This is a genomic window from Lentzea xerophila (assembly GCF_051094245.1).
Classification (GTDB): domain Bacteria; phylum Actinomycetota; class Actinomycetes; order Mycobacteriales; family Pseudonocardiaceae; genus Lentzea; species Lentzea xerophila.
In genome coordinates, this window is the sequence record NZ_CP194934.1 from 287,726 (window position 1) to 312,040 (window position 24,315).

General features: G+C 70.1%; 20 protein-coding genes. 15 read left to right on the top strand and 5 right to left on the bottom strand.

Going from position 1 to position 24,315, the window contains the following annotated elements; genetic code table 11:
- Window positions 1-274 precede the first annotated feature (274 nt).
- Window positions 275-3,373 carry an EAL domain-containing protein gene (locus tag ACRSBM_RS01550; protein ID WP_434438865.1) on the top strand — a complete coding sequence of 1,033 codons (3,099 nt, stop codon included), beginning with the start codon at window positions 275-277 and terminating at the stop codon, window positions 3,371-3,373.
- Here ACRSBM_RS01550 and ACRSBM_RS01555 read toward each other — a convergent pair.
- Window positions 3,335-4,861: a bis-aminopropyl spermidine synthase family protein gene (locus ACRSBM_RS01555; protein WP_434452924.1), complete on the bottom strand. Its 1,527-nt coding sequence runs from the start codon at window positions 4,859-4,861 to the stop codon at window positions 3,335-3,337. The genes ACRSBM_RS01550 and ACRSBM_RS01555 overlap by 39 nt on opposite strands.
- 155 nt (window positions 4,862-5,016) lie before the next feature.
- Between ACRSBM_RS01555 and ACRSBM_RS01560 the strand changes: the two genes are divergently transcribed.
- From ACRSBM_RS01560 to ACRSBM_RS01575, 4 genes are read left to right on the top strand one after another with little or no spacing between them, the layout of a single operon-like run.
- Window positions 5,017-6,099 (top strand): ABC transporter ATP-binding protein, encoded by a 1,083-nt coding sequence (locus ACRSBM_RS01560; protein ID WP_434438866.1) that lies wholly within the window; start codon window positions 5,017-5,019, stop codon window positions 6,097-6,099.
- Window positions 6,096-6,734 carry an ABC transporter permease gene (locus tag ACRSBM_RS01565; protein WP_434438868.1) on the top strand — a complete coding sequence of 213 codons (639 nt, stop codon included), beginning with the start codon at window positions 6,096-6,098 and terminating at the stop codon, window positions 6,732-6,734. The genes ACRSBM_RS01560 and ACRSBM_RS01565 overlap by 4 nt, the downstream gene beginning before the upstream one ends.
- A 5-nt stretch (window positions 6,735-6,739) precedes the next feature.
- Complete coding sequence (locus ACRSBM_RS01570; RefSeq protein WP_434438870.1) at window positions 6,740-7,408, top strand: ABC transporter permease; 669 nt, start codon at window positions 6,740-6,742, stop codon at window positions 7,406-7,408.
- Window positions 7,405-8,304 carry a glycine betaine ABC transporter substrate-binding protein gene (locus tag ACRSBM_RS01575; protein WP_434438872.1) on the top strand — a complete coding sequence of 300 codons (900 nt, stop codon included), beginning with the start codon at window positions 7,405-7,407 and terminating at the stop codon, window positions 8,302-8,304. Before ACRSBM_RS01570 ends, ACRSBM_RS01575 begins: the two co-directional genes overlap by 4 nt.
- A 50-nt stretch (window positions 8,305-8,354) precedes the next feature.
- On the opposite strand, the gene ACRSBM_RS01580 is transcribed toward ACRSBM_RS01575, so the two are convergent.
- Window positions 8,355-9,326 carry a GNAT family N-acetyltransferase gene (locus ACRSBM_RS01580; RefSeq protein WP_434438874.1) on the bottom strand — a complete coding sequence of 324 codons (972 nt, stop codon included), beginning with the start codon at window positions 9,324-9,326 and terminating at the stop codon, window positions 8,355-8,357.
- Between the two features lie 40 nt (window positions 9,327-9,366).
- On the bottom strand, window positions 9,367-10,152 hold the full coding sequence (locus ACRSBM_RS01585; protein WP_434438876.1) for an IclR family transcriptional regulator: 786 nt from the start codon (window positions 10,150-10,152) through the stop codon (window positions 9,367-9,369).
- 113 nt (window positions 10,153-10,265) lie between these two features.
- Between ACRSBM_RS01585 and ACRSBM_RS01590 the strand changes: the two genes are divergently transcribed.
- The 8 genes from ACRSBM_RS01590 to ACRSBM_RS01625 all read left to right on the top strand — a co-directional run bounded on the left by ACRSBM_RS01590 (window position 10,266) and on the right by ACRSBM_RS01625 (window position 19,486).
- On the top strand, window positions 10,266-10,793 hold the full coding sequence (locus tag ACRSBM_RS01590) for a SigE family RNA polymerase sigma factor (RefSeq protein ID WP_434438878.1): 528 nt from the start codon (window positions 10,266-10,268) through the stop codon (window positions 10,791-10,793).
- The gene (locus ACRSBM_RS01595) at window positions 10,790-11,746 is read left to right on the top strand and encodes a hypothetical protein (protein WP_434438880.1); all 957 of its coding nucleotides are present in this window, start codon (window positions 10,790-10,792) and stop codon (window positions 11,744-11,746) included. Before ACRSBM_RS01590 ends, ACRSBM_RS01595 begins: the two co-directional genes overlap by 4 nt.
- Before the next feature lie 76 nt (window positions 11,747-11,822).
- On the top strand, window positions 11,823-13,328 hold the full coding sequence (gene hutH, locus ACRSBM_RS01600) for a histidine ammonia-lyase (RefSeq protein WP_434438881.1): 1,506 nt from the start codon (window positions 11,823-11,825) through the stop codon (window positions 13,326-13,328).
- Window positions 13,328-14,968: a urocanate hydratase gene (gene hutU, locus ACRSBM_RS01605; RefSeq protein WP_434438883.1), complete on the top strand. Its 1,641-nt coding sequence runs from the start codon at window positions 13,328-13,330 to the stop codon at window positions 14,966-14,968. Before hutH ends, hutU begins: the two co-directional genes overlap by 1 nt.
- A complete protein-coding gene (locus ACRSBM_RS01610; protein WP_434438885.1) occupies window positions 14,968-16,137 on the top strand; it encodes an allantoate amidohydrolase in 1,170 nt (389 codons plus the stop codon). Before hutU ends, ACRSBM_RS01610 begins: the two co-directional genes overlap by 1 nt.
- Window positions 16,134-17,408 (top strand): formimidoylglutamate deiminase, encoded by a 1,275-nt coding sequence (locus tag ACRSBM_RS01615; protein WP_434438887.1) that lies wholly within the window; start codon window positions 16,134-16,136, stop codon window positions 17,406-17,408. The genes ACRSBM_RS01610 and ACRSBM_RS01615 overlap by 4 nt, the downstream gene beginning before the upstream one ends.
- Complete coding sequence (hutI, locus tag ACRSBM_RS01620) at window positions 17,405-18,538, top strand: imidazolonepropionase (RefSeq protein WP_434438889.1); 1,134 nt, start codon at window positions 17,405-17,407, stop codon at window positions 18,536-18,538. Before ACRSBM_RS01615 ends, hutI begins: the two co-directional genes overlap by 4 nt.
- Before the next feature lie 66 nt (window positions 18,539-18,604).
- Window positions 18,605-19,486 carry a hypothetical protein gene (locus ACRSBM_RS01625; protein ID WP_434438891.1) on the top strand — a complete coding sequence of 294 codons (882 nt, stop codon included), beginning with the start codon at window positions 18,605-18,607 and terminating at the stop codon, window positions 19,484-19,486.
- Between the two features lie 131 nt (window positions 19,487-19,617).
- Here ACRSBM_RS01625 and ACRSBM_RS01630 read toward each other — a convergent pair whose 3' ends face one another.
- Window positions 19,618-20,790: a S8 family peptidase gene (locus tag ACRSBM_RS01630; RefSeq protein WP_434438893.1), complete on the bottom strand. Its 1,173-nt coding sequence runs from the start codon at window positions 20,788-20,790 to the stop codon at window positions 19,618-19,620.
- Window positions 20,791-20,967: 177 nt separating this feature from the next.
- Between ACRSBM_RS01630 and ACRSBM_RS01635 the strand changes: the two genes are divergently transcribed.
- Window positions 20,968-21,852, top strand: coding sequence for a hypothetical protein (locus tag ACRSBM_RS01635; protein ID WP_434438894.1), 885 nt, complete (start codon window positions 20,968-20,970; stop codon window positions 21,850-21,852).
- A gap of 144 nt (window positions 21,853-21,996) precedes the next feature.
- On the opposite strand, the gene ACRSBM_RS01640 is transcribed toward ACRSBM_RS01635, so the two are convergent.
- Complete coding sequence (locus tag ACRSBM_RS01640; protein WP_434438895.1) at window positions 21,997-23,166, bottom strand: S8 family peptidase; 1,170 nt, start codon at window positions 23,164-23,166, stop codon at window positions 21,997-21,999.
- Between the two features lie 156 nt (window positions 23,167-23,322).
- On the opposite strand from ACRSBM_RS01640, the gene ACRSBM_RS01645 reads away from it, so the two are divergent.
- A complete protein-coding gene (locus tag ACRSBM_RS01645) occupies window positions 23,323-24,315 on the top strand; it encodes an aldo/keto reductase (RefSeq protein WP_434438896.1) in 993 nt (330 codons plus the stop codon).

The following is a 24,315-nucleotide window of genomic DNA, read 5'->3' on the forward strand; positions in this document are numbered from 1 at the left end:
TCACCCTTTCGCATGTTCACGGAGACCGGAACCACGAACGTGGCTTTTCGTTAACCCGTGCAGGGGTGGGCGATGACGCTCTGAAGCGCTACCGTCCCTCTCCTCGGGTGTTCACCCGAGGAGAGGGTTCGTGTTTGCCGCCGTTCGGGTGCCGTTGTCGTGTCCACCTGAATTGCCGCGGGCGGCGAATGCGGGAGAGGGTGGGTCGGTGCCCAAGTGGGTGGGACGCGCGACGGTGGTGAACGGCCGTGCACGGACGGCTGTGAAACCTCCGATGACTCTGGACGGGCTGACCTTGCCCGATGCGCCGTCGTTGCTCGTCGACGCCAAGGGCGTCGTCATGCAGGTGAACCCCGCCGCCGTGGAGCTGGCAGCCGCGCAGGGAGCCGACGACCTCGTCGGTCACCCGCTCGGCCAACTCCTCCTCGGCAACTCGGCTGACCTGCGGTTGATGCGCGCGGACGGCGTGGAACTGCCGGTGCGCGTGGCGCGGCACGCCGTCCCGGGAACGGGCCTGCAGGCCGTCCTGCTGATCGACGTCTCCGACCTCGCCGCCGCCGCGGACGAGCTGCGCGACGAACAGCGCCGGCTGCGCAAGGTGCAGCGGGTCGCCGAGCTGGGCTCCTGGGAGTTCGACCCGCGGACCGGCCTGACCATCTGGTCGGACACGCACTACGAGCTCCTCGGCGTCGAACGCGGCGCGGTCGTCCCGGGAGCGCAGGCCGTTCTCGACGTCGTGCACCCGGACGACTACCACATGGTCGAGACCTACTGGCACGGCCGCGAGATCACCGGCGACCCGATCGACATCGAGTACCGGATCGTGCGCCCGGACGGCCAGCTGCGGTGGATCCGCGGCGTCGCCGAGGCGAGACTCGACGACGCGGGCGGCCTGGACAAGATCACCGGCTACATCCGCGACATCACCGAGGCCAAGCGCGCGGCCGCCGACCTCGCCCAGGAACGGGCGCGGCTGCTGGAGGCGCAGCGCATCGCCCGCATCGGCAGCTGGGCCTACGAGACCGGCACGCGTGACGTGCACCGCAGCGAAGTATTGCTGGAGATGTACGCCGAGCTGGGCATGACCCCGGACGACGACCTGCTCAGCGGCGTGCACCCGGACGACCGCGAGGCCGTCAAGGCGATCCGGCACTCGTTGCTGCACGCCAGCGACCGCGAACCGGTCGAGGTCGAGGTCCGCAGCGAGGTCGGCGACCGCGTCTACATGTGCCGGGCCCGCGCGGAGATCGCGCCGTCCGGCCGCATCGAGCGCTACCACGGCACCATCCAGGACGTCACCGAGGCACGGGCGCTCGAACGCCAGATGCGCGAGGACCGCCGAAGACTGGCGGACGCGCAGCAGGCCGCCCGCCTCGGCATGTGGGAGTGGAACCCGGCGACCGGCGCCGTCGTGTGGTCGGACATGCTGCGCGAGCTCTTCGGCCTGCCCGAGGAACTCGACGGCAGCTACCAGACCTACCTCGACCTGGTGCACCCCGAGGACCGCGGCTGGGTCGACGACCTGTGCCGCCAGCTGGTGGTGGACGAGGTCTCCATGCAGTTCGAGCACCGCGTCGTGCGCAGCGACGGCCAGCATCGCATCTTCCGCTGCCACGGCATGATCGTGCACGACGACCACGGCAAGCAGCTCGCCGTGGGCACCGCCCAGGACGTCACCGAACAGCGCGCGGCCGAGGCCCGCATGAAGCGGTCCTCGCAGCGCTTCACCGACCTGGTCTCCGTCACCCCGGTCGGCATCGGCCTGTTCGACGAGGGTGAGCGCCTGGTCGACGCCAACGACGCGTTGTGCGACCTGCTGGGCATGGAGCTGGAGCAGCTGCGCGGCATGACCGCCGAGCAGCTCACCCATCCCGAGGACACCTCGCCCGGCCTGCAGTGGGCCGCCGAACGCACGCAGAAGATCCCGCAGCGCATCCTCGTCCGCCCCGACGGCGAGAAGGTCTACTGCGAGCTGCACATCGCGCTGTCAGTGCAGGATGACGGCCGCCGCTTCTGGCTGATCGTGTTCCTCGACATCACCGAACGCCGCCGCGCCGCCGAGGCGTTGCGCCACCAGGCCACCCACGACGAGCTGACCGGACTCCCGAACCGCGCGCTGGTGAAGGAGATCCTCGGCAAGGTGCTCGAGGGTCCCGGCCGCTCCAAGGTCGCCGTCCTCTTCTGCGACATCGACAACTTCAAGCGCGTCAACGACTCCCTCGGCCACGACGCGGGCGACGAGCTGCTCGTGGCCCTGGCACGGCGCCTTGAAGGCGGCCTGCCGGAGGGCTGCACCGCGGCACGGTTGTCCGGCGACGAGTACGTGATCATCTCCGAGGACATCGACGCCGTGGGTGGCGTGGACGCGCTGGCCACTCGTGTCGCGTCTCTGCTTCGTACCGCCGTTCCGGTGCACGGGCAGCTGGTCCGGGTCTCGGCCTCGATCGGTGCCGCCGTGCCGAACGGCTCGCGCGCCAACGGTGCCGACCTGCTGAGGTTCGCCGACGCCGCGATGTTCGAGGCCAAGCGCGCCGGTGCGGGCCGGGTCTCGCTGGCGTCGGCGGCGCTGATCGCCTCCGCGGACCGCCAGGTGCACCTCGAGGGCCAGCTGCGTGAGGCGTTGCAGCACGACGGACTCGCGTTGCACTACCAGCCGGTCGTCGGCGTCGACGGCGCCGTGCTGACCGCCGAGGCACTGGTGCGCTGGCCGCACCCCGACCGCGGCCTGCTGCCACCGGACGTGTTCCTGCCCGTCGCCGAGCAGGGCGACCTGATGCGCGAACTCGACCGCTGGGTGCTGCGGACGGCGCTCAAGGAGGCCTCGACCTGGCCCGCGCCGGACGGCCGTCCCGTGTCCGTCGCCGTGAACCTGGCCGGCCTGGTGCCGGGCGACCCGGAGTTCGTCGACATCGTGTCGACCGCGATCATGGAGTCCGGCGTCCCGTGGGAACGGGTGGTGCTGGAACTCGTCGAGACCGCTTTCGTCGACCTGCCTTCGCGGGTCCGTCAGTCGATGGACGAACTGGTGAAGCGCGGCGTGCAGTTCGCCGTCGACGACTTCGGCACCGGCTACTCCTCGCTGGCGCGCCTGAAGGACCTGCCGGCGCAGATCATCAAGGTGGACCGGCGCTTCGTCTCCGGTGTGGGCAACGACTCCTCGGACTTCGCCGTCGCCCGCGCCGTCGTGGACATGGCGCGGGCGATGGGCCGCAAGTGCGTGGCGGAGGGCGTGGAGACCGCCACTCAGTTCCACGTGCTGCGCGGCGTCGGAGTCGACGCCTACCAGGGGTGGCTGTTCTCGCGTCCGGTGCCGCCCAAGGAGTTCCGCGCCGTGCTAGCCCTCGGACCGCTCCACATACCGCGCGCTGGCTGAGATCTCCGGCAGCAGCGCCGCGATCCGGTGCTTCGGCAGGTCGATCAACCTGAGGTCGAGATCGTCCGACGCCACTTCGGCGTTGTCGACGATCTCGGCCGCCTGCCGCTTGGTCAGCACGCCCTGCGACGCGGTGATCAACGCCTCACGCCACACGTTGCGCAGCTTGCCGTGCGCCTTCATCAGCACCTCGCGGACCGTGCGGTCGCCCAGCGACAATGTTCCGGTGAGGACCTGGTCGGCGACGACGATCGTGGTCTTGGCATCCGGGTTGTTGCGCAGGAACTTCAACTTGAACCGCGTGGCGACGAGCTCCTGGAGCTCCTTCTGCCCGGCCTCCGACGACACCGCCGGATGGTTGTTCGGGACCAGGCAGGCCAGGCGGGCCGGAGACGAGGCCAGCAGCGTGCGCAGCAACCACGGCCCCGGATCGGCCGACAGGTCGACGGCCAGCGACGCCGCGCCCTTGCCGACGGGCTCGGCCCAGCCGGCCGCACGGGGCTTCGGCGGCGGCGAGGACTCCGGCCGCGGCGCCAGGTCGGACAGGGCGGCCAGCGCCTCCTTCGACGGCCCGGACGACTCCACGGCCTGCGCGCCGTGCGTGTAGATGCGCGTGCCGCCGGTGACCGCGCGGCGGCCGGTGGGGCGGCAGACGTACAGGTCGGCGGCGGACCCGATGGCCTGGGCGCCGTCGAAGCGGTGGAACGCGGGCAGGATCGCCTCGAACACGAGCCCGAGCTTCTGCAGTTCCTGCTGCACCTTCAGCCCCAGCGCGGGCGTGCGGTCGGAGAACCCGTAGGCCAGCAACAGCCGGCCCGCGGCGATGTCCTCCAACGCCTCCACCGCGCGCCCGGCGAAGAGACCCATGCCCTCCGGCGTGTAGGGCGGGTCGCTGAAGACGAGGTCGAACGATTCGAGCACGGACGACGGCAGGCCGAAACGCATGTCGCAGTGCAACGTCCGGATGTCGAGCCCGCGAGCGGTGGCCCGTGAGTCGACGAACTCCAGCAGGCGCTCGTCGAGGTCTACCACCGTGATCGACACCCGCGGGTTGACCGCGGCGACCGCCAGTGAGGTGAGATCGTGGTCACCCAGGCACAGCAACCGCTTGCCCGCCAGGTCGTACCGCGAGTCGAGCCACACCGCGCGGTTGAGCGCGGTCTCCGCCGTCGCCTGCACGTGGTCCAACGAGGACAACGGCGGCGGGACGTCGGCGATGTCCACGAGGATCTGACGCAGCACGTCGGTGTGGTCGCGCACACCGGAAACCCCGAACTCGGAGCGGTACGACGCCACCAGACCAGGCGCGATGCGGTAACGATCGTCTGAAGACTCGGCGTCGTCACCGAGTGCCCTGAGCAGGTCCTGAACGGTGCGGCGGGGGACAGCGGGCAGGCGCACGAGCTCGGCCAGCGGGTGCCAGTCCTCGCTGAGCAGGGCCAACACTTCGCGGAGCTTGCGGGCGTGCACGCCGCGCTCCGCCACCATCTGCCGAACCTGATCGATCGTCACAAGCGGTAAACCATACGTGCCGTCACATCGTGGAACGCTGTGCCGGGGTACGCCGAACGAGTTAAGGTCTTTGGGATCTACATCCAGGGCGGCCCAATCGGGGAGGCCGTCGCGACCGGAGGGATCCGAGGGTGATCGAGTTCCGGGCCGTAACCAAGCGGTTCGAGGACGGAACCATCGCTGTGGACGAGCTCGACCTCACGGTCGAGGCGGGCACCATCACGGTGTTCGTCGGCCCCTCCGGCTGCGGCAAGACGACGTCGCTGCGCATGGTGAACCGCATGATCGACCTCACGTCGGGCACCATCCTGGTGGACGGCAAGGACGTGCTGACCGTCGACCCGCCCACGCTGCGGCGCGGCATCGGCTACGTGATCCAGCAGGCCGGGCTGTTCCCGCACCGGACGGTGCTGGACAACATCGCGACCGTGCCGCTGCTGTCCGGTTGGGACAGACGAAGGGCCCGCACCCGCGCGGCCGAGTTGCTGGAGATCGTCGGGCTCGACCCGAACTTCGGCAAACGCTACCCGGCCCAGCTCTCGGGCGGTCAGCAGCAACGCGTGGGCGTGGCCCGCGCGCTCGCGGCGGATCCGCCCGTTTTGCTGATGGACGAGCCGTTCAGTGCCGTGGACCCCGTCGTCCGCGAGGACCTGCAGAACGAACTCCTGCGCCTGCAAGCGGAACTCGACAAGACGATCGTGTTCGTCACGCATGACATCGACGAGGCGTTGAAGCTCGGCGAGCGCGTCGCGGTGTTCCAGACCGGCGGGCACCTCGCGCAGTACGCGAAGCCGACAGAGTTGCTCACCGCGCCCGCCAACGACTTCGTGGCCTCGTTCGTCGGCAGGGACCGCGGCTACCGCACCCTCACGTTCCTGCACGCCGACGTGCCCGTGCACCCCGTCGACACCGCCAAGCTCGGCGAGCGCATCACCGTCGCGGACTGGACGCTCGTCGTCGACGACGAGAACCGGCCGAAGGGCTGGTTGTCCGGTGTGGACGGTGAGGTCGAGGTCCGCGAGGCGGACCTGATCTCCGGCGGCTCGCTCTACGACGGCTCGACGTTGCGCGGCGCGCTCGACGCGGCGCTCAGTTCGCCGTCCGCGCTCGGCGTGACGATCGACGACGCCGGCGCGGTGGTGGGCGTGGTCAGGGCCGACGACGTGATCAAGGCGCTCGCGCAGGCCCGCGCGGCCGGTGAGGTCCCGAAGTGACCTGGATCTTCGCGAACTGGGAGAGGTTCTGGGAGGTCACCGAGGTGCACCTCCGGCTCTCCGTGGTGCCGGTGCTGGTCGGGTTCCTGCTCGCCATCCCGCTGGGGTGGTGGGCGAGCCGGTCGCAGACGGCGCGCGCGGTGCTCTTCCCGTTCGCCAACATCCTCTTCACGATCCCGTCCATCGCGCTGATCGTGATCACCCCGGTGCTGATCGGCGTGAAGATCCTCGACGAGATCAACGTCATCGTGCCGCTGGTGATCTACACCGTCGCGCTGATGGTGCGCTCGATCGCGGACGCGCTCTCCGCGGTGCCGGGCAACGTGGTCGCCGCCGCGAACGCGATGGGGTTCCGGCCGTTGCGCCGTTTTCTCACCGTCGACTTCCCGCTGGCGCTGCCGGTGACGATCGCGGGCCTGCGGGTCGCGACGGTGTCGAACATCAGCATGGTGAGCGTGGGCGCGCTCGTCGGGCTCGGCGGCTACGGCCAGCTCTTCACCGAGGGCTACCAGACCGACCACACCGAGAAGGTCCTCGCCGGTCTCATCGGGACGGTCGTGCTGGCGGTGCTCGCGGACGGCCTGCTGTTGCTGATCGGCCGGGTGCTCACGCCGTGGGCACGGGCGGGGAGGTGAGCTGAATGGGTGGCTGGCTCTTCGATCCCGCGCACTGGTCCGGCTCGACCGGGATCCCGGTGCGGTTGCTGGAACACCTCGGCTACACGGTGTTCACCCTGCTGATCGCCGCGGTGATCGCGATCCCGCTGGGCGCGTTCGTCGGCCACACCGGCAGGGGCGGGTTCGTGATCGTCGGACTCTCCAACGCGCTGAGGGCACTGCCGACCACGGCCGTGCTGATCCTCGTGGTGCTGTGGGCGGGTCTCGGTGACTTCCCGGTGTACGTCGCGCTGGTGCTGCTGGCGATCCCGCCGATCATGGCGGGCACGTACGCCGGAGTGCGCGCCGTCGACCCGGTGACCGTCGACGCCGCCAGGGGTGTCGGCATGCGCGAGTCGGGCGTGCTGCTCCGAGTGGAGATCCCGAACGCGCTTCCGTTGATCTACGGCGGTTTTCGCGGCGCCGCACTACAAGTGGTCGCGACCGCCACCATCGCCGCCTACACCGGCGCTGGTGGCCTCGGCAGGTTCGTCTTCGACGGACTCGCCCTGCAGGAGTTCGGACAGATGCTCGCCGGCGCGGTGCTCGTGGCACTGCTCGCCGTTCTCGTCGACCTGGGGTTCGCCGGCCTGCAACGGCTGACGGTCTCGCCAGGGCTGCGTCCAGTGGGAACCGGAGGAAGAAGAAGATGAAGCGCATCGCGACAGTCGTCGCTGCGGTCATGCTTTTGTCTGCGTGCGGCGGTGATCCGCTGACCGGAGGCGGGAACGACAACCCGGCCCCGACGGACACCATCGTCGTGGGCTCGGCGAACTTCCCGGAGTCACGCCTGCTCGCCGAGATCTATGCGGAAGCCTTGGCCCCGAAGGGCATCAAGGTCTCGAAGAAGATGAACATCGGCAACCGCGAGCTGTACTTCAAGGGCGTGCAGGACGGCTCGATCGACCTGATCCCCGAGTACACCGGCGTGCTTCTCAAGCACGTCAACAAGGAAGCGCCCGAGGTCGGCTCCGACGAGGTCTACGCGGCGCTGAAGAAGGCCCTGCCGCAGGGCCTCATCGTGCTCGACAAGGCGGAGGCCGAGGACAAGGACGCGGTCGTCGTCACCAAGCAGATCGCGGCCCAGTACAGCCTCAAGTCGCTCGACGACCTCGTGCCGTACTGCAAGGACCTGGTCTTCGGCGGCCCGCCGGAGTTCCAGAACCGCCCGGACGGCCTGGCCGGTCTGAAGGCCAAGTACAACTGCGAGTTCAAGGAGTTCAAGGCGCTCGACGTCGGCGGCCCGCTGACCGTCGCGGGCCTGAAGGACAACACGGTGCAGGCGGCCGACCTCTTCACCACGGACGCCGCCATCAAGGCCAACGAGTTCGTGGTGCTGGAAGACCCGAAGAACGTCTTCGCCGCGCAGAACGTCGTGCCGCTGATCAACGAGAAGAAGGCGACGCAGCAGGTCCGCGACATCCTCAACGCCATCTCGAAGAAGCTCGACACGAAGACCTTGCTGGAGCTGAACGAGAAGCTCGCGGCGCCGGACAAGCCGGAGCCGGAGAAGGTCGCCAAGGAGTGGCTCGCCTCCGCGGGCCTCTGACCTGACGAACGGGCGGGGCGGGCACCTCGGGTGTCCGCCCCGCTGGCTGTTCAGAGCTTCAGATCGGCCACGGGAGCGCTCAGGTCGACGGTGGTGAGCCGGTCGGTGAAGCCGAGCGAGTGGTTGATCCGTCGCATGTGTTCGTTGACGCTGTTCGTCTCGGTCTCGACGGTCCTGATGCCGGTGAGCTGGTGGAGCAGGTGCGCTTTGACTAGCCGGCCGAGGCCTTTGCCGCGATGCGCGGAAAGCACGCCGGTATACCGTTGGTGGCCAACGGACGGCCGCGAGAGAGTCCGGTGGATCACCGTTACCCCGGCGGCCTCGTCGCCGTGAAGCGCGAGTACGACCCACACGTCGACACCGGCCGCGGACAGGTCGTCCTCTTCCTTCCTCACCCTTTCCCTCGTGTAGGTGACCAGCTCGATCGAGCTGTCGCCCATGGGCTGGTCGCTCGTCGTGTTGAGCGCGTCGACGTAGGCGTCGAGCAGGTCCTCCGGAGCCCGTCCTGACCAGTGCTCCAGGCGGTAGCCGGACGGCACCTCGCCCACCTCGGGCAGCGGGCCGCCGAGCACGAGGTCCTGCAGGGTGAGCGCGCTGACGACGGTGAACCCGCGACGGGTCGCCCAACGCACGCCCTCACTTCCTCCTGGCACCCACGAGGCCTCGGCAGTGTCGCGATTCGCCAGGTGCAGGGCGTGCCGGAGCAGCGCGGATCCGATGCCCCGGCCCCGCCGCCGCTCGTCCACCACGACGTTGCCTACGACGAGATGCGCGTTGTCGGTCGACGGCAGGTATCCGTGCGCGTACCCGACGATCTGCCCGTCCTCCCGTGCGACCACCCATCGGGCCCGGCCCCAGCCGATCTCCGGTATGAGCTGCCGGCGCACCCACCCGTCGAGCTCCGGCAGCTCACGTGGCGGCGGGTAGCTCATCCACCAGGCCACCTGGAGTTCGAACAGGGCGCGCTGATCAGGTTCCGCCGCGCCGGCGAAGTCGAGTTCCTCGATGTCGATTTCCCCCATGCCCACCATGCAAGCAGGCCGTGACGCTCCGCCCAAGCACCTATCCAGACGCCGCGTGACCGCCGATCCGCACCGTCAGCTCCTCGGCCGCCTTGCGGACCTCCTTGGCCAGGTCGGGCCACGTCTGCCCGCAGGGCGTGTCGCACACGTGCCGGAACGTCAGCGTGATCGCGGCGATGGGCCGCTCGCCGTGGTCGAACACCGGCGCCGCCACCGAGGCGAACCCGGCGGTCACGAAGCCGTCCTCGACCGCCCAGCCCTGGCGGCGTTCCAGCGTCAGCAGCCGGCGCAGCGCCGGGAGGTTGTGCGGGCCGCGTCCGGTCCGGTCGACGAACGACGCGACGGACGGCAGCAGGGCTCTGACGTGCGCCGGGGGCAGGTGGGCAAGCATCGCGCGGCCCGAGGCCGTCAGGTGGGCGGGCAGGCGGACGCCGACGTCGGACACGATCGACTGGGGCTGGCGCGGTTGCTCGCGGACCAGGTACAGGGCCTCGGCGCCGTGCAGGACGCCCAGGTGCGCGACCTTCTCCATCCGGTCGGCGAGCTTGCGCAGCAACGGGCGGGCCAGCCGTTCCAGCGGGTCGTGGCGCAGGTAGGCCGACCCGAGTTCGAACGCCGCCACGCCGAGGCCGTAGCGCTTCTCCTCGGGGAAGTGGGTCGCGAAGCCCGCCTCGGTCAGTTCCGACAGCAGGTGGTAGGTCGTTGACCTGGGCAGATTCAGCTCCCGCGCCACCGATGCCGCGGAGACGGGCCCCGGTCTGCCCGCGAGCAGCCGGAGGACCGCCAGCCCTCGCCGAAGCGCGGGAACGTCACTGCTGCTGCCCACGACCGTGATTTTCCCACGTGATGCAGCCCACGCCGTTCCTCCATCAGTGCACACTCAACAGAACAGGCCTGGGCCGCGTCATAGGGGTGTGACGGTTTTGAAGGGGGTCGGGATTGACACCGAGTTTCGATGACTTCGTTGCAGAACAGGTGACCCCGTTGCTGCGCTATGCCACCGTGCTCACGTGCGACCCGCACCTGGCCCAGGACGTGGTCCAGGAAGTGCTGCTGCGTGCGCAGCAGAAGTGGGACCGCATCGGATCAGTCGACCTCCCTCACGCCTACGTCAAGCGCATGGTGACCAACGAGTACCTCTCGTGGCGCAGACGCAGGGCCGCCAAGGACGTCGCCCTCTGCATGACCACCCTGGAGTCCGTCACACCGCCCGTCGGCGACACGACGCACCACTACGACGAGCGGGAAGCAATGTTGCAGCGGATCGGGAAGCTGCCCCGCAAACAGCGGGCGGCGGTCGTGCTCCGCTACTACGAGAACTACGAGGACTCGGAGATCGCACAGATGCTCGGTTGTGCCGAGGGAACCGTGCGCAGCCACATCTCGCGTGCGCTGGCCACACTCCGCCTGGACCACACGCCGGAACCCGCTGGTGTCGGGTTGGGGCTAGGGGAGGGCCTGTCGTGAACGACACCGAACAGCTCATCAAGGACGCGCTCGGCAAACTCGCCGAACGCACCCCGCACCCAGGGCCGACGCTCAACGCCCTGCGGCGCAAGCGCAAGCAGCAGCGGAGCAACATCTTCCTGATCGCCACCGCCGGAGTGGCCGCCGTCGCCGTCCTGATCTTCGCCGGCGCCATCGCGAGTGACAGGTACACCCCGCCCAGCCCCAACGACGCGGCCGCCGCGCTCATGCCGGCGAACGGCGGCCAGAGTGTCGCGATCAAGTACACGCCGCACTGGCTGCCCCAGGGCTACGTCGAGACCTTCCGCAGCGTCGGCGACGAGACCACCCGCGTCTGGGTGCCGGAAGCGGTCAAGGAGCAGGACCCGACGCAGCAGACCGGCGAGCCGCGGGTCAGCCTGCGCAACCTCAGGGCCCTGCCGGACCTGGCCGGGTGGGTCGACACGAGCGTCCGCGGCCTGAAGGCGTGGGTGCGGACGGTCCAGGGCCAGTCGCCCGGCCCGACCACGGAAGTGGTGTGGCAGGCGCAGGACGTGCTCAGCGTGTCCGTGCGCGGGGAGACGAACAGCCAGGAGGCCGCCCTGCGCGTCGCCGACTCGGTGCGTGCCGACGCGAAGCTCAGCTACCTGGCGCCGTTCTCGCTCGACGGCAGGCCGGCGAGCGACATCTGGGGCAGCACGCTGAACCGGTGGACGGCCCAGTGGCGCTCGGAGCAGTTCGTGGTGACCCTCTCGACCAGCGCTCCGGTGCAGACGGAGGGCACGCCGGTGACCGTGCGCGGCAAGACCGGCGCGATCGTCGGTGACGGCTCGCTCGTGGTGCAGGACAGCGGGCTGTGGCTCACCGTGTCGGGTGCCGGGCAGAGCACGGACAGCCTGCTCAGCGCGGCCACGCGGGTGTCGCTGCAGCACATGGACCACCCGGACACGGACTGGATCGGCAAGGGCCTATAGCGCCCAGTCTGGGACTCCAGACACCATCGCGCGCTCCGGGGTCGCTGAGTCGGCTCCGGAGCGCTGTGATGTCTGCATGCGACAACCGGTGGAGCTGGGTCCGAAGCCTCTGACCCTCGAGGACGTTCATGCCGTCGCCCGCGACGGCGCCCCGGTGGAGATCACCGCGGCGGCCAGGGAGGCGGTCACCACCGCCCGCGGTCACATCGAACAGCTCGCCACGGCCGAACGCCCCACCTACGGCGTCTCGACCGGGTTCGGAGCGCTCGCCGTCCGGCACATCCCGCCGGACCGCCGTGCCCAGCTGCAGCGGTCGCTGATCCGCTCACACGCCGCCGGTTCGGGTCCCGAGGTCGAGCGCGAGGTCGTGCGGGCGCTGATGCTGCTACGGCTGCGCACGCTCTCGACCGGCCACACCGGCGTCCGGCTGTCCACTGTGGACGCGATGGCCGGGATGCTGAACGCCGGCATCACCCCGGTCGTGCACGAGTTCGGCTCGCTGGGCTGCTCCGGCGACCTCGCTCCGTTGTCGGCGAGCGCGCTCGCGTTGATGGGCGAGGGCATGGTCCGCAACGCACGCGGCGAGCTCGTCACCGCCGCGGAAGCACTGGGAGAAGCCGGCATCGAACCGGTGCGGCTGGCCGAGAAGGAAGGCCTCGCGCTGATCAACGGCACCGACGGCATGCTCGGCATGCTGGCGCTGGCGATCGCCGATCTCACCAGGCTGCTGGACATCGCGGACCTCACCGCCGCGATGAGCGTCGAGGCGCTGCTGGGCACCGACCGCGTCTTCGAGCCGGAGCTGCACGCGTTGCGCCCGCACCCCGGCCAGAACGTCAGCGCCGCGCGGATGCTCGCGTTCCTGCGCGACTCCGAGATCGTCGCCTCGCACCGCGGACCGGACTGCACCCGCGTGCAGGACGCGTACTCGCTGCGCTGCTCCCCGCAGGTGCACGGCGCGGCCCGCGACACCGTGGCGTACGCGGCGACGGTGGCGGACCGCGAGCTGTCGTCCGTGATCGACAACCCGGTCGTGCTGGCGGACGGGCGCGTCGAGTCCAACGGCAACTTCCACGGCGCCCCGGTCGCCTACGCGCTGGACTTCCTCGCCATCCCGCTCGCGGACGTCGCGTCCATCGCCGAGCGCCGCACCGACCGCATGCTCGACGTCTCGCGGTCGCACGGCCTGCCGCCGTTCCTCGCCGACGACCCCGGCGTCGACTCCGGCCACATGATCGCCCAGTACACCCAGGCGGCGATCGTGTCGGAGCTCAAGCGCCTGGCCGTGCCGGCGTCCGTCGACTCGATCCCGTCCTCCGCGATGCAGGAGGACCACGTGTCGATGGGCTGGTCCGCCGCCCGCAAGCTGCGCAAGGGCGTGGACGGGCTCACGACCGTGCTGGCCATCGAACTGCTCACCGCCGCACGGGCGCTCGACCTGCGCGCGCCCCTCAAGCCCGCCCCCGCGACGGCCGCCGCCGTGGCGAAGCTGCGCGAGACGGTCCCCGGACCGGGTCCCGACCGCCACCTCGCGCCCGAGATCGCCGCCGCCGAGGCCCTGATCCGAAGTGGAGCACTGTGATGACTGTTCGTGCTGATCGAGGTACGTCGCTGACCGCCAAGCAGTGGTCGACCGAGGCCGCGCTGCGGATGTTCCACAACAACCTCGACCCGGACGTCGCCGAGCGTCCCGAGGACCTCGTCGTCTACGGCGGCACCGGCAAGGCCGCGCGCGACTGGCCGTCGTTCGACGCCATCTCCCGTGAGCTCAAGAACCTGGAAGCCGACGAGACGCTACTCGTGCAGTCCGGCCGGCCGGTCGGCGTCATGCGCACGCACGAGTGGGCGCCGCGCGTGCTCATCGCGAACTCGAACCTCGTGCCGGACTGGGCGAACTGGCCCGAGTTCCGCCGCCTGGAGGCCGAGGGCCTCACGATGTACGGGCAGATGACCGCCGGTTCGTGGATCTACATCGGCACCCAGGGCATCCTGCAGGGCACGTTCGAGACGTTCGCCGCCGTCGCCACCAAGCGCTTCGGCGGGACCCTTCGCGGAACGCTCACGGTCACCGCCGGACTCGGTGGCATGGGTGGCGCGCAGCCGTTGGCCGTGACGATGAACGAAGGCGTCGCGCTGTGCATCGAGGTCGACCCGCACCGCGCCCAGCGCCGTCTGGAGACCCGCTACCTCGACGAGATCGCCTCCGACCTGGACGCCGCCATCGAGCGTTGCCTGGCCGCGAAGGCCGCCGGTGAGGCCGTGTCCGTCGGTGTCGTGGGCAACGCGGCGGAGATCCTGCCCGAACTGCTGCGCCGCGAGATCGCCGTCGACATCGTCACGGACCAGACGTCGGCGCACGACCCGTTGGCGTACCTGCCCGTCGGCGTCCCGCTGGACGAGTGGCAGGACTACGCCGCCGCGAAGCCGGAGGAGTTCACCGAGCGCGCCCGCAAGTCGATGGCCGCGCACGTCGAGGCCATGGTCGGCTTCATGGACCGCGGCGCCGAGGTCTTCGACTACGGCAACTCGATCCGCGGCGAGGCGCAGCTCGGCGGCTACGACCGCGCGTTCGCGTTCCCCGGCTTCGTGCCCGCCTACATCCGGCCGCTGTTCTGCGAGGGCAAGGGCCCGTTCCGCTGGGCCGCGCTGTCCGGTGACCCGGCCGACATCGCCGCCACGGACCGCGCGATCCTGGAGCTGTTCCCGGAGAACGAGCAGCTCGCCCGGTGGATCAAGATGGCAGGTGAGCGCGTGGAGTTCCAGGGCCTGCCTGCCCGCATCTGCTGGCTCGGCTACGGCGAGCGGCACCTCGCGGGCCTCAAGTTCAACGAGATGGTGGCGTCCGGCGAGCTGTCCGCGCCGATCGTGATCGGCCGCGACCACCTCGACTGCGGCTCGGTGGCCTCGCCGTACCGCGAGACCGAGGCGATGGCCGACGGCTCCGACGCGATCGCGGACTGGCCGTTGCTCAACGCGCTGGTCAACACGGCCTCGGGCGCCACCTGGGTGTCGATCCACCACGGCGGTGGCGTCGGCATCGGGCGCTCGATCCACGCCGGTCAGGTGACGGTGGCGGACGGGACTCCGCTGGCGGCGCAGAAGATCGAGCGCGTGCTGACCAACGACCCCGGGATGGGCGTCATCCGGCACGTGGACGCCGGGTACGACGAAGCCCGGTCGGTGGCGGCCGACAAGGGCGTGCGCATCCCGATGGAGGGCTGATGCTCGACCAGATCGCGGACGTCGGCAGGGACGCCAAGCGTGGCGGCTACTCCCGCCACGCCTACGCCAAGCCGGAGCTCGAACTGCGGCACTGGTTCGTCGAGCAGGCCGTGCGGCGCGGCCTGAACGTCGAGACCGACCGGAACGGCAACCTCTGGGCGTGGTGGGGCGAGCGCGGCGACGACGCGCTCGTCACCGGCAGCCACCTCGACTCGGTGCCCGGCGGCGGCGCGTTCGACGGGCCGCTCGGGGTGACCAGCTCCCTGCAGGCCGTGGACCTGTTGCAGGCCAAGGGCTTCAAGCCCGCGCGGCCGTTCGCCGTCACGGTCTTCGCCGAGGAGGAGGGCGGCCGGTTCGGCGTCGCCTGTCTCGGAAGCCGCCTCCTGACCGGCGCCGTCTCGCCGGAGAAGGCGCTCAACCTCAAGGACCCGGACGGCATCACGCTGGCCGAGGCCATGAAGGCCGCAGGCTACAACCCCGATCTGGTCGGCAAGGACGACCGCACCCTGAGCCGCATCGGCCAGTTCGTCGAGCTGCACGTCGAACAGGGTCGTGGCCTGACCGTGCCGGTCGGTGTCGCGAGCAGCATCCTCGCGCACGGCCGGTGGCGCTTCACGTTCTCCGGTGAGGGCAACCACGCCGGCGCGACGCTGATCGAGGACCGCCGCGACCCGATGCTCCCGGCGTCCCAACTCGTCCTCGCCGCCAGGAAGGCGGCCAGGGCCGGCGGGCGTGCCACCGTGGGGAGGCTCGTCCCCAACCCCGGTGGCACCAACGTCATCGCGTCCACTGTGGATGTCTGGCTGGACGCGCGGGACAGCGACGACGCGCGCACCCGTGCGATGGTCGCGGAGATCTCCGAGGCCGCCCACCAGGCCGCCAAGGAGGAGGGCTGCGAGCTGACGATCACCGAGGAGTCGTACGGCGACACGGTGTACTTCGACTCCAGACTCCGCGACGACATCGCGGGCACGCTCGGCGGTGTTCCGGCGCTGCCGACCGGCGCGGGCCACGACGCGGGCATTCTCGCCGCGCACGTGCCGACCGCGATGTTGTTCGTGCGCAACCCGACCGGCGTGAGCCACGCGCCGGAGGAGTTCGCCGAGCAGGCCGACGTCGACGCGGGCGTCAGGGCGCTGGCCGCGACGATCGAACACCTCGGCTCATGAACTTCTGGTGCGAGCGGGCCTGGTTGCCCGGCGGGCTCGCCGAGCGCGTGCTGATCAGGGTCGAGAACGGCAAGATCGCGAATGTGTCCACTGTGGATACGATTCCGCTGGGTGTGCGGCGGCTGCACGGCATCGTGGTGCCGGGCTTCGCGAACGCGCACTCGCATGCGTTCCACCGCGCTCTCCGGGGTCGTACGCACGACGGTGGCGGCACGTTCTGGACATGGCGCGAAGGCATGTACGCGCTGGCGTCGAAGCTCACCCCGCAGTCGTACTACCGGCTGGCCCGCGCGGCCTACGGCGAGATGGCGCTCGCGGGCGTGTCGGCCGTGGGCGAGTTCCACTACGTGCACGACCGGTCGAACGAGTTCGGGTACGCGCTGCGCGAGGCGGCGAAGGACGCGGGCATCCGGCTGACGTTGCTCGACACCTGCTACCTTGCGGGCGGGATCGACCAGCCGGTGAACGAGGTACAGCGGCGGTTCTCCGACGGCACCGCGGAGGCGTGGGCGGCCAGGGTCGCCGAGCTGAAGTCCGACGACGTGATGCGCGTCGGCGCGGCGATCCACTCCGTCCGCGCGGTGCCGCGGGCCGAGCTTTCCGTGGTGGCGCAGGCGTTTCCGGACGCGCCGCTGCACGTCCACCTCTCCGAGCAGCCCGCGGAGAACGAGGCCTGCCTCGCCGCCTACGGTCTCACGCCCACCGGGCTGCTGCACGAGGCCGGCGCGCTGTCCCCTCGCACGACGGCGGTGCACGCCACCCACCTGACGCCCGAGGACATCGCGCTCCTCGGCGGCACGGGCACGGGCGCGTGCTTCTGCCCGACCACCGAGGCGGACCTGGCCGACGGCATCGGCCCGGCCCGCGAACTGGCCGACGCGGGCAGCCCGCTGTCGTTGGGCAGCGACCAGCACGCCGTGATCGACCCGCTGCTGGAAACCCGTGCGCTGGAACACAACGAACGGCTCCGCACCGGTCAGCGCGGCCGCTTCTCCCCGGCGGAACTGCTCGGCACCGCCACCCGCCACTCCGCGATCGGCTGGGACGCCGGACGCATCGAACCCGGTGCGCCGTGCGACCTCGTGGTGATCAGCTGCTCGACCCCGCGCACCGCGGGATCGTTGCCGCAACAGGTTCTGCTGTCCGCGACGGCGTCCGATGTGGACACCGTGGTGGTCGGCGGCCGGGTGGTCGCCTCCGGTGGCGTGCACGAGACTCTGGGAGACGTCGGCAGGCTGCTGGCGGACGCGATCGAGGAGCTGTGGGAATGAGCGTGCTGATCACCGGCATCGGTGAGTTGACCACGAACAGCGAGTCCAGCGGCGACGCGCTGGTCGTCGACGGCTCGGAGATCGCCTGGGTGGGCTCGTCCGCGCACGCTCCGCCCGCGGACGAGCGGGTCGATGTCGAAGGCCGCGCCGTGCTGCCGGGCTGGGTCGACAGCCACACCCACCTGGTGTTCGCGGGCGACCGGACCGCCGAGTTCGGCGCGCGCATGGCGGGCAAGCCCTACAGCGCGGGCGGCATCGCCGTGACGGTCGGCGCGACCCGTGCCGCGACCGACGAGGAACTGGCCGCCGTCGTGCGCAGGCACGTCACCGAAGCCCTCAAGCAGGGCACGACGTTCGTCGAGACCAAGACCGGCTACGGCCTGAACGTGGTCGACGAGGTCCGCAGCGCGCGGATCGCCGCCGAGTACGCCGACGAGGTCACGTTCCTCGGCGCCCACCTCGTGCCGCCGGGCGAGGACGCCGACACCTACGTCGACTTGGTCCGCGGCGAGATGCTCGACGCCGTCGCGCCGCTCGTGCGCTGGGCGGACGTCTTCTGCGAGAAGGGCGCCTTCGACTACGACCAGTCGAAGGCCGTGCTGGAGGCCGCCCAGGCGAAGGGCCTCGGCCTGCGCGTGCACGGCAACCAGCTCGGCGAAGGACCCGGCGTGCGGCTGGCCGTGGAGCTCGGCGCCGCCTCGGTCGACCACTGCACGTACCTGTCCGCGGCGGACGTCGACGCGCTGGCGTCGTCGGACACGGTCGCCACGCTGCTCCCGGCGTGCGACCTCTCGACCCGCCAGTCGCTGCCGCCCGCCCGCGCGCTGCTGGACGCCGGTGCGACGGTCGCGCTGGCCAGCAACTGCAACCCCGGCTCGTCCTACACCTCGTCGATGGCGTTCTGCGTGACGACAGCCGTCCTGCAGATGCGGATGAGCGTCGAGGAAGCGGTCTGGGCGGCGACGGCGGGGGGCGCGCGGGCGTTGCGGAGGGACGACGTCGGCGTCATCAGTCCTGGTGCGCGCGCTGACCTCCACGTGCTGGACGCACCCTCGACCACGCATCTGGCGTACCGGCCGGGAGTCCCGTTGACCTACGCGGTGTGGCGTCGGGGCGAACGAGCCATTTGAGACACACCTCTCGTAACCCTCCGTGTGGGCCTGTTGGCGGAGGGTTCAGCGCCGTACGGTGGCACCGTGGTGGATTTCGCCGAGGCCCTGACGAAAGCCGTCGACAACAGTGGCCTCAGTCTCGAACGCATCCAGCACCACCTGGCCGCCCGCGGCATGCAGGTGAGCATCTCGACGCTCAGCTACTGGCGCCGCGGCCGCAGCCGGCCGGAACGCCCCGAGTCGCTGAAGGTCGTCGCGGCGCTGGAGGAACTGCTCGAGCTCGGTGACGGCTTCCTGACCGACCGGCTCGGCGACAAACGGCCGCGCGGGCGGTGGGTCGGGCAGTCGATGTCCCTGGAGGCGATGTGGGACTCGCGGGCCACGGACCTCGGCGAGGTGATGGCGCGGATCGACCGGCTGCAACCGACCGCCTCGACGTACCTCAGCGTGCAGGACCGGCAGGTAGTCGGGCCGGACCGCCGGGAGGTCCAGAACCACTGCACCGGCGTCGTCCAGGCGCTGGAGGACGGCGTGGACAGGTTCCTGGCCATCCAGCTCGCCGACGCCACGGACCTCGGCGTGCCGACGATCGAGGCGGGACCGCCGTGCCGGCTCGGCAGGGTGCGCAGTGAGGACTCCACCGGGTTCCTCGTCGCGGAGATCCTCTTCGACCGGATGCTCAGAGCCGGCGAGACGGCGCTGGTCGACTACACGGTCCGGATGAAGCCCGGTGCGGACAGCGAGGTCTGCGACCGGCGGTTCCTGCGGCCGGTGAACGAGTACACGCTGCAGATCGACTTCCACCCGGACGCGGTGCCGGCGCGGTGCTACGAGTTCGCCCGCCCGTCGCTGCACGAGCCGGAGACCGCTCTGCACGACCTGTGGATCGGGACGACGGCATCGACGCACATCCACGTGCGGAACTCGAAGCCCGGGATCTATGGAGTGCGGTGGGAGTGGGAGTAGGCCGCACTCCCACTCCCACCGCAAGCGCCCCCAGTGGAGATGATGCGTCCGGCCGAGCCGCATTCGGCCAGTGCATCAAGGGCGCCCAGGATGGCCGTCGCCGCTGCAGGGTGGCGGCGACGGCAGGTTTCCTAGACCTTCAGCAGCAGGTTCGGTGAACCCGTCCTGATGTCGGTCAGCTTGTTCGGCGTGGCGGCACCGACCAGGGCGTTGCGCACCTGGGCGGGCGTCGCCGCGGGGTTCGCGCTCAGGTAGAGCGCTGCCGCTCCGGCGACGTGCGGGGAGGCCATCGACGTGCCGCCCATGGACCGCGTGCCGGTGTCGCTGCTGTGCGAGGCCGAGACGATGTCGCTGCCGGGCGCCCAGATGTCGAGGCAGGAGCCGTAGTTCGACGATCCGGCCGACCAGATCGAACGCCTGTCGTTGCGGTCCGACGCACCGACGGTGATCGCCTCCGGCGTGCGGGCAGGGGTGAAGTTGCACGCGTTCTGGCCGCTGTTGCCGCCCGCCAGCACGTAGGTGAAGCCGGCGCTGATCGAGCGCTTGACGGCGTTCTCCAACGAGCTGTTCGTGCCGCCACCACCGAGGCTCATGTTGACGACGGCGGGCTTCTTGCCGTTCGCCGTCACCCAGTCGATGCCGCGGATGATGCCGTCCCACGGGCCGCTGCCGTTGCAGTCGAGCACGCGGACACCGACGACCCTGGCCTTCTTCGCGACGCCGTAGGTCCTGCCCGCGACCGTCCCCGCGACGTGCGTGCCGTGGCCGTTGCAGTCCTGCGCGACCGGGTCGTTGCTGATGAAGTCGTATCCGTCGGAAGCGCGGCCCTCGAATTCGGAATGGGATTTCCTGATTCCGGAGTCGAGAACGTACGCGGTCACGTTCGACGCGGTGTTCGGGTACGTGTACCGCTGGTTGAGCGGCAGGCTCGCCTGGTCGATCCGGTCGAGACCCCAGGTCGGGTTCGACTGGGTCTCCTGGATCGTGGCGAACGTGTTGCGCTCGACGAATTCGACGTCGGGGTCGGCCGCGAGCCTGCGCGCCTGTCGTTCCGACATCCCGGCGACGGAGAACCCGTGCAGTGCCGTGGTGTACGTGTGCCGGACAAAGCCCTGGTAGCGGGACGCCAACGCGCTGGCAGGGGTGCGCGCTCCGTCCTTCAGCACCACGATGTAACTGCCCTCGACCGCCTGTGCGCCCGCACCGGGGAGCACCGCTTCCTCAGCGATCGCGGTGGGCGTCCACATCGCCGTGGAAGCGATGCCCAATGCCGCCGCAATGGCGACATGACGCCGAAGTGCCATGAGTTCCTCCTGGCAGGGAATGAACTGGGGAACACGAAGAAACTAACCCGGCATGTGCGTCGGATAACAGGTTCGAAACTTCGGTCGGCAATACTGTCAAAACTGTGGCGAGTCTCGATTTCGGGTACGCGCCGTGGCGGATGGGCCGAGTTCGCTCACTGGCCGTAGCATTCCTCCATGCGGGAATTCGCCGAGACGCTGGCCAAGGCCGTGGAGGCGAGCGGCCTCAGTCTGGAGCGGATCCAGCACCACCTGGAACTGCGCGGCGTGCAGGTGAGCCTGTCGACGCTGAGCTACTGGCGCCGCAGCCGCAGCCGTCCCGAACGTCCCGAGTCGCTGCAGGCCGTCGCCGCCATCGAGGAGATCCTCAAACTGGCGCCGGGCGAGCTGAGCGGGAAGCTCGGCGACAAGAGGCCGCGCGGCAGGTGGACCGAGCGCGCCGCCGCGCTGGAGGGGATCTGGCAGGAAGCCGCCATCGACCTCGGCCGCGCGATCGCCCGCGTCGACCGGCTGCTGCCGTCGCCGGCGAAGTACGTCAGCGTCCGGGACCTGGCGGTGATCGGCCCGGACCGGCGCGAGATCGAGATGCGGACCAGTTCGGTGATCGAGGCGTTCGAGGACGGGGTCGACCGGATCCTCGTCGCGAGGACCGCCGACGAGACCGACCGCTCACCTGGCGAGATCCTCGCCGAGAAGTCGTGCCGCGTCGGCCGGGTGCGCAGGGACGACGACCACAAACTGATCGTCGCGGAGATCATCCTGGACCGGGTGCTGCGGGCGGGGGAGACCGCGCTCGTCGACCTGAGGTACACCTCCGATCCCGGCGCTGACAGCTGCTCGGCGGACCGCAGCTTCGTTCGCGCGCTGCGCGACTACGTCCTGGAGGTCGAGTTCCACCCCGACGCGGTGCCGGTGCGGTGCTACAGCTTCAGCCGCGCCGAACCTGGCGCCCCGGACGTGGCGACCGGCGAGCTGTGGATCGGGACCACCGCCTCCGCGCACCTCGTCGTGCGCGAGGCCCAGGCGGGCTTCGTGCACGGCATCAAGTGGGAGTGGGACTGACGTTCTCCCCGGCACACGTGACCGGCCGGAAGAGGTCGCGCGGAGGCCCTCACCGTCGAGCCGATGCCCGACGGTGAGGGGCCGCACTTCGGGTAGCGGGCCCTCACTCGCTACGCCGCGACCGCACTTCGGGGTCCCTGTTCCCTACCGCCCGATGTGCAGCAGCCTGTTGGGCGACCCGAACCGGATGTCGCGCAGGTTGGCCGTCGTCGTCGCGCCGTTCACCAGCGCGTCCCGCACCTGCAGGTGCGTCGCGTTCGGGTTCGCGCTCAGGTGCAGCGCCGCGGCGCCGGCCACGTGCGGAGCCGCCATCGACGTGCCGCCCCTGACCTCCGTGGCGTTGTCGCCGTTGCGCGACGCGGCCTGGACGCGGCCGCCGGGTGCCCAGATGTCGACGCAGCGGCCGAAGTTCGACGAGTCGGGCCAGTTGAACTGCGCGCGGGTGTCGTTGTGGTCGGTCGCGCCGACCGTGATCGCTTCGGGGAGCCGGGCCGGGGTGAAGCCGCAGGCGTCGCGGCCGGAGTTGCCCGCCGCCAGCACGTAGGTGAAGCCCGCCCTGATCGACCGGCTGATCGCGGCCTCCTCGGCGGGGTTCTCGCCCTGGGCGCCGAGGCTCATGTTGACCACCGCGGGGCGCACGCCGTTCGCGGTGACCCAGTCGATGCCGGAGAGCACGCTGTCCGCGTCGGCGAAGCCGTTGCAGCCGAGCACCTTGACCCCGACGACCTGGGCCCGCTTGGCCACGCCGAAGGTCCTGCCCGCGATCGTGCTCGCGACGTGCGTGCCGTGCCCGTTGCAGTCGTCCGCGATCGGGTCGTCGCCGATGAAGTCGTAACCGTTCGAGGCGCGTCCCTCGAATTCGGTGTGGGTGGTGCGAATTCCCGAATCGATGACGTAGGCGCGCACGTTGTCCGCCGCGCGGTTCGGATAGGTGTAGCCGCCGTCGAGCGGAAGATTGCGTTGATCGATGCGGTCGAGTCCCCAGGCCGGCCAGCGTTGCGTGTCCTGGGCGGACATCCGGAGGTTGCGCTGGACGTAGGCGATCCTCGGGTCGGCCGCCAGGCGCCTCGCCTGCTTCTCGGACATGTCCTGCACGGAGAACCCGCTGATCGCGGCGCTGTACGTCCGCTTCAGCCTGCCCTTGTACTTGGTCAGCAGGGCCTGCGGGGAGGCGCTGACGCCGTCCTTGAAGACGACGATGTAGCTGTCGGCCACCGCGTCACCGGAGCCGATGACATCCTTTTCCGCGTTGGCGGCAGGGGTGCACAGAACGGTTGTGAACAATGCCGTGGCAATGCAGAAGTTGAGTCTCATCGAGTCCTCCAGGCAAGGTTGAACGCGATGGAACGTAACTTCACGAGTGGGTGAAATGACAGTGCAGAAAATTCGGTCGGCAACACTGTCAAATCTGTGGCGACCTGGAGCAGCTCCACGTGGCACAATGCCGCGCCGCCAGGCAGGGTGGAAGTCATGGAGTACACCCAGCTCGGTCGCAGCGGCCTGTCCGTCTCCCGCCTGTGCCTCGGCACGATGAACTTCGGTCCCGAGACCTCCGAGGCCGACAGCCACGCGATCATGGACCGCGCCCACGAACACGGCCTGAACTTCTTCGACACGGCCAACGTCTACGGCTGGAAGAAGGGCGAGGGCGTCACCGAGAACATCATCGGCAACTGGTTCGCCCAGGGCGGCACCCGTCGCGAGAAGACGGTCATCGCCACCAAGCTCTACGGCAGCATGGGTGACTGGCCGAACGAGACCAAGCTGTCGGCGCTGAACATCCGCCGCGCCTGTGACGCCTCCCTGAAGCGCATGCAGACCGACTACATCGACCTCTACCAGATGCACCACGTCGACCGGGACACGCCGTGGGACGAGATCTGGGAAGCCTTCTCCGTGCTGCGCCAGCAGGGCAAGGTCATCTACTTCGGCTCGTCCAACTTCGCGGGCTGGCACATCGCCCAGGCCCAGGAGGCGGCACGGACGCGCGGGTTCCTCGGCCTGGTGTCCGAGCAGTCGATCTACAACCTGATGACCCGCTGGGTGGAGCTGGAGGTCCTGCCGGCCGCTCGGCACTACGGCCTCGGCGTGATCCCGTGGTCGCCCCTGCACGGTGGCCTGCTGGGCGGCGTGCTGCGCAAGCAGCGTGAGGGTGGCACCTCCCGCAGCTCGTCCGGACGGTCCGCGGACGCGCTGGAGCAGCACCGCGACACGATCGACGCCTACGAGAAGCTCTGCGCCGAGCTGGGTGAGAACCCGGCCAACGTCGGTCTCGCCTGGCTGCTGCACCAGGACGGCGTGACGGCGCCGATCATCGGGCCGCGCACCCAGGAACAACTGGACAACTCGTTGCGTGCCGCGGAGCTGAAGCTGGACGCGGATGTGCTGGCCAAGCTCGACGAGCTGTTCCCGGCACCGGCTCCGAACGGGTCGAAGCCGGCCCCGGAGGCCTACGCCTGGTAG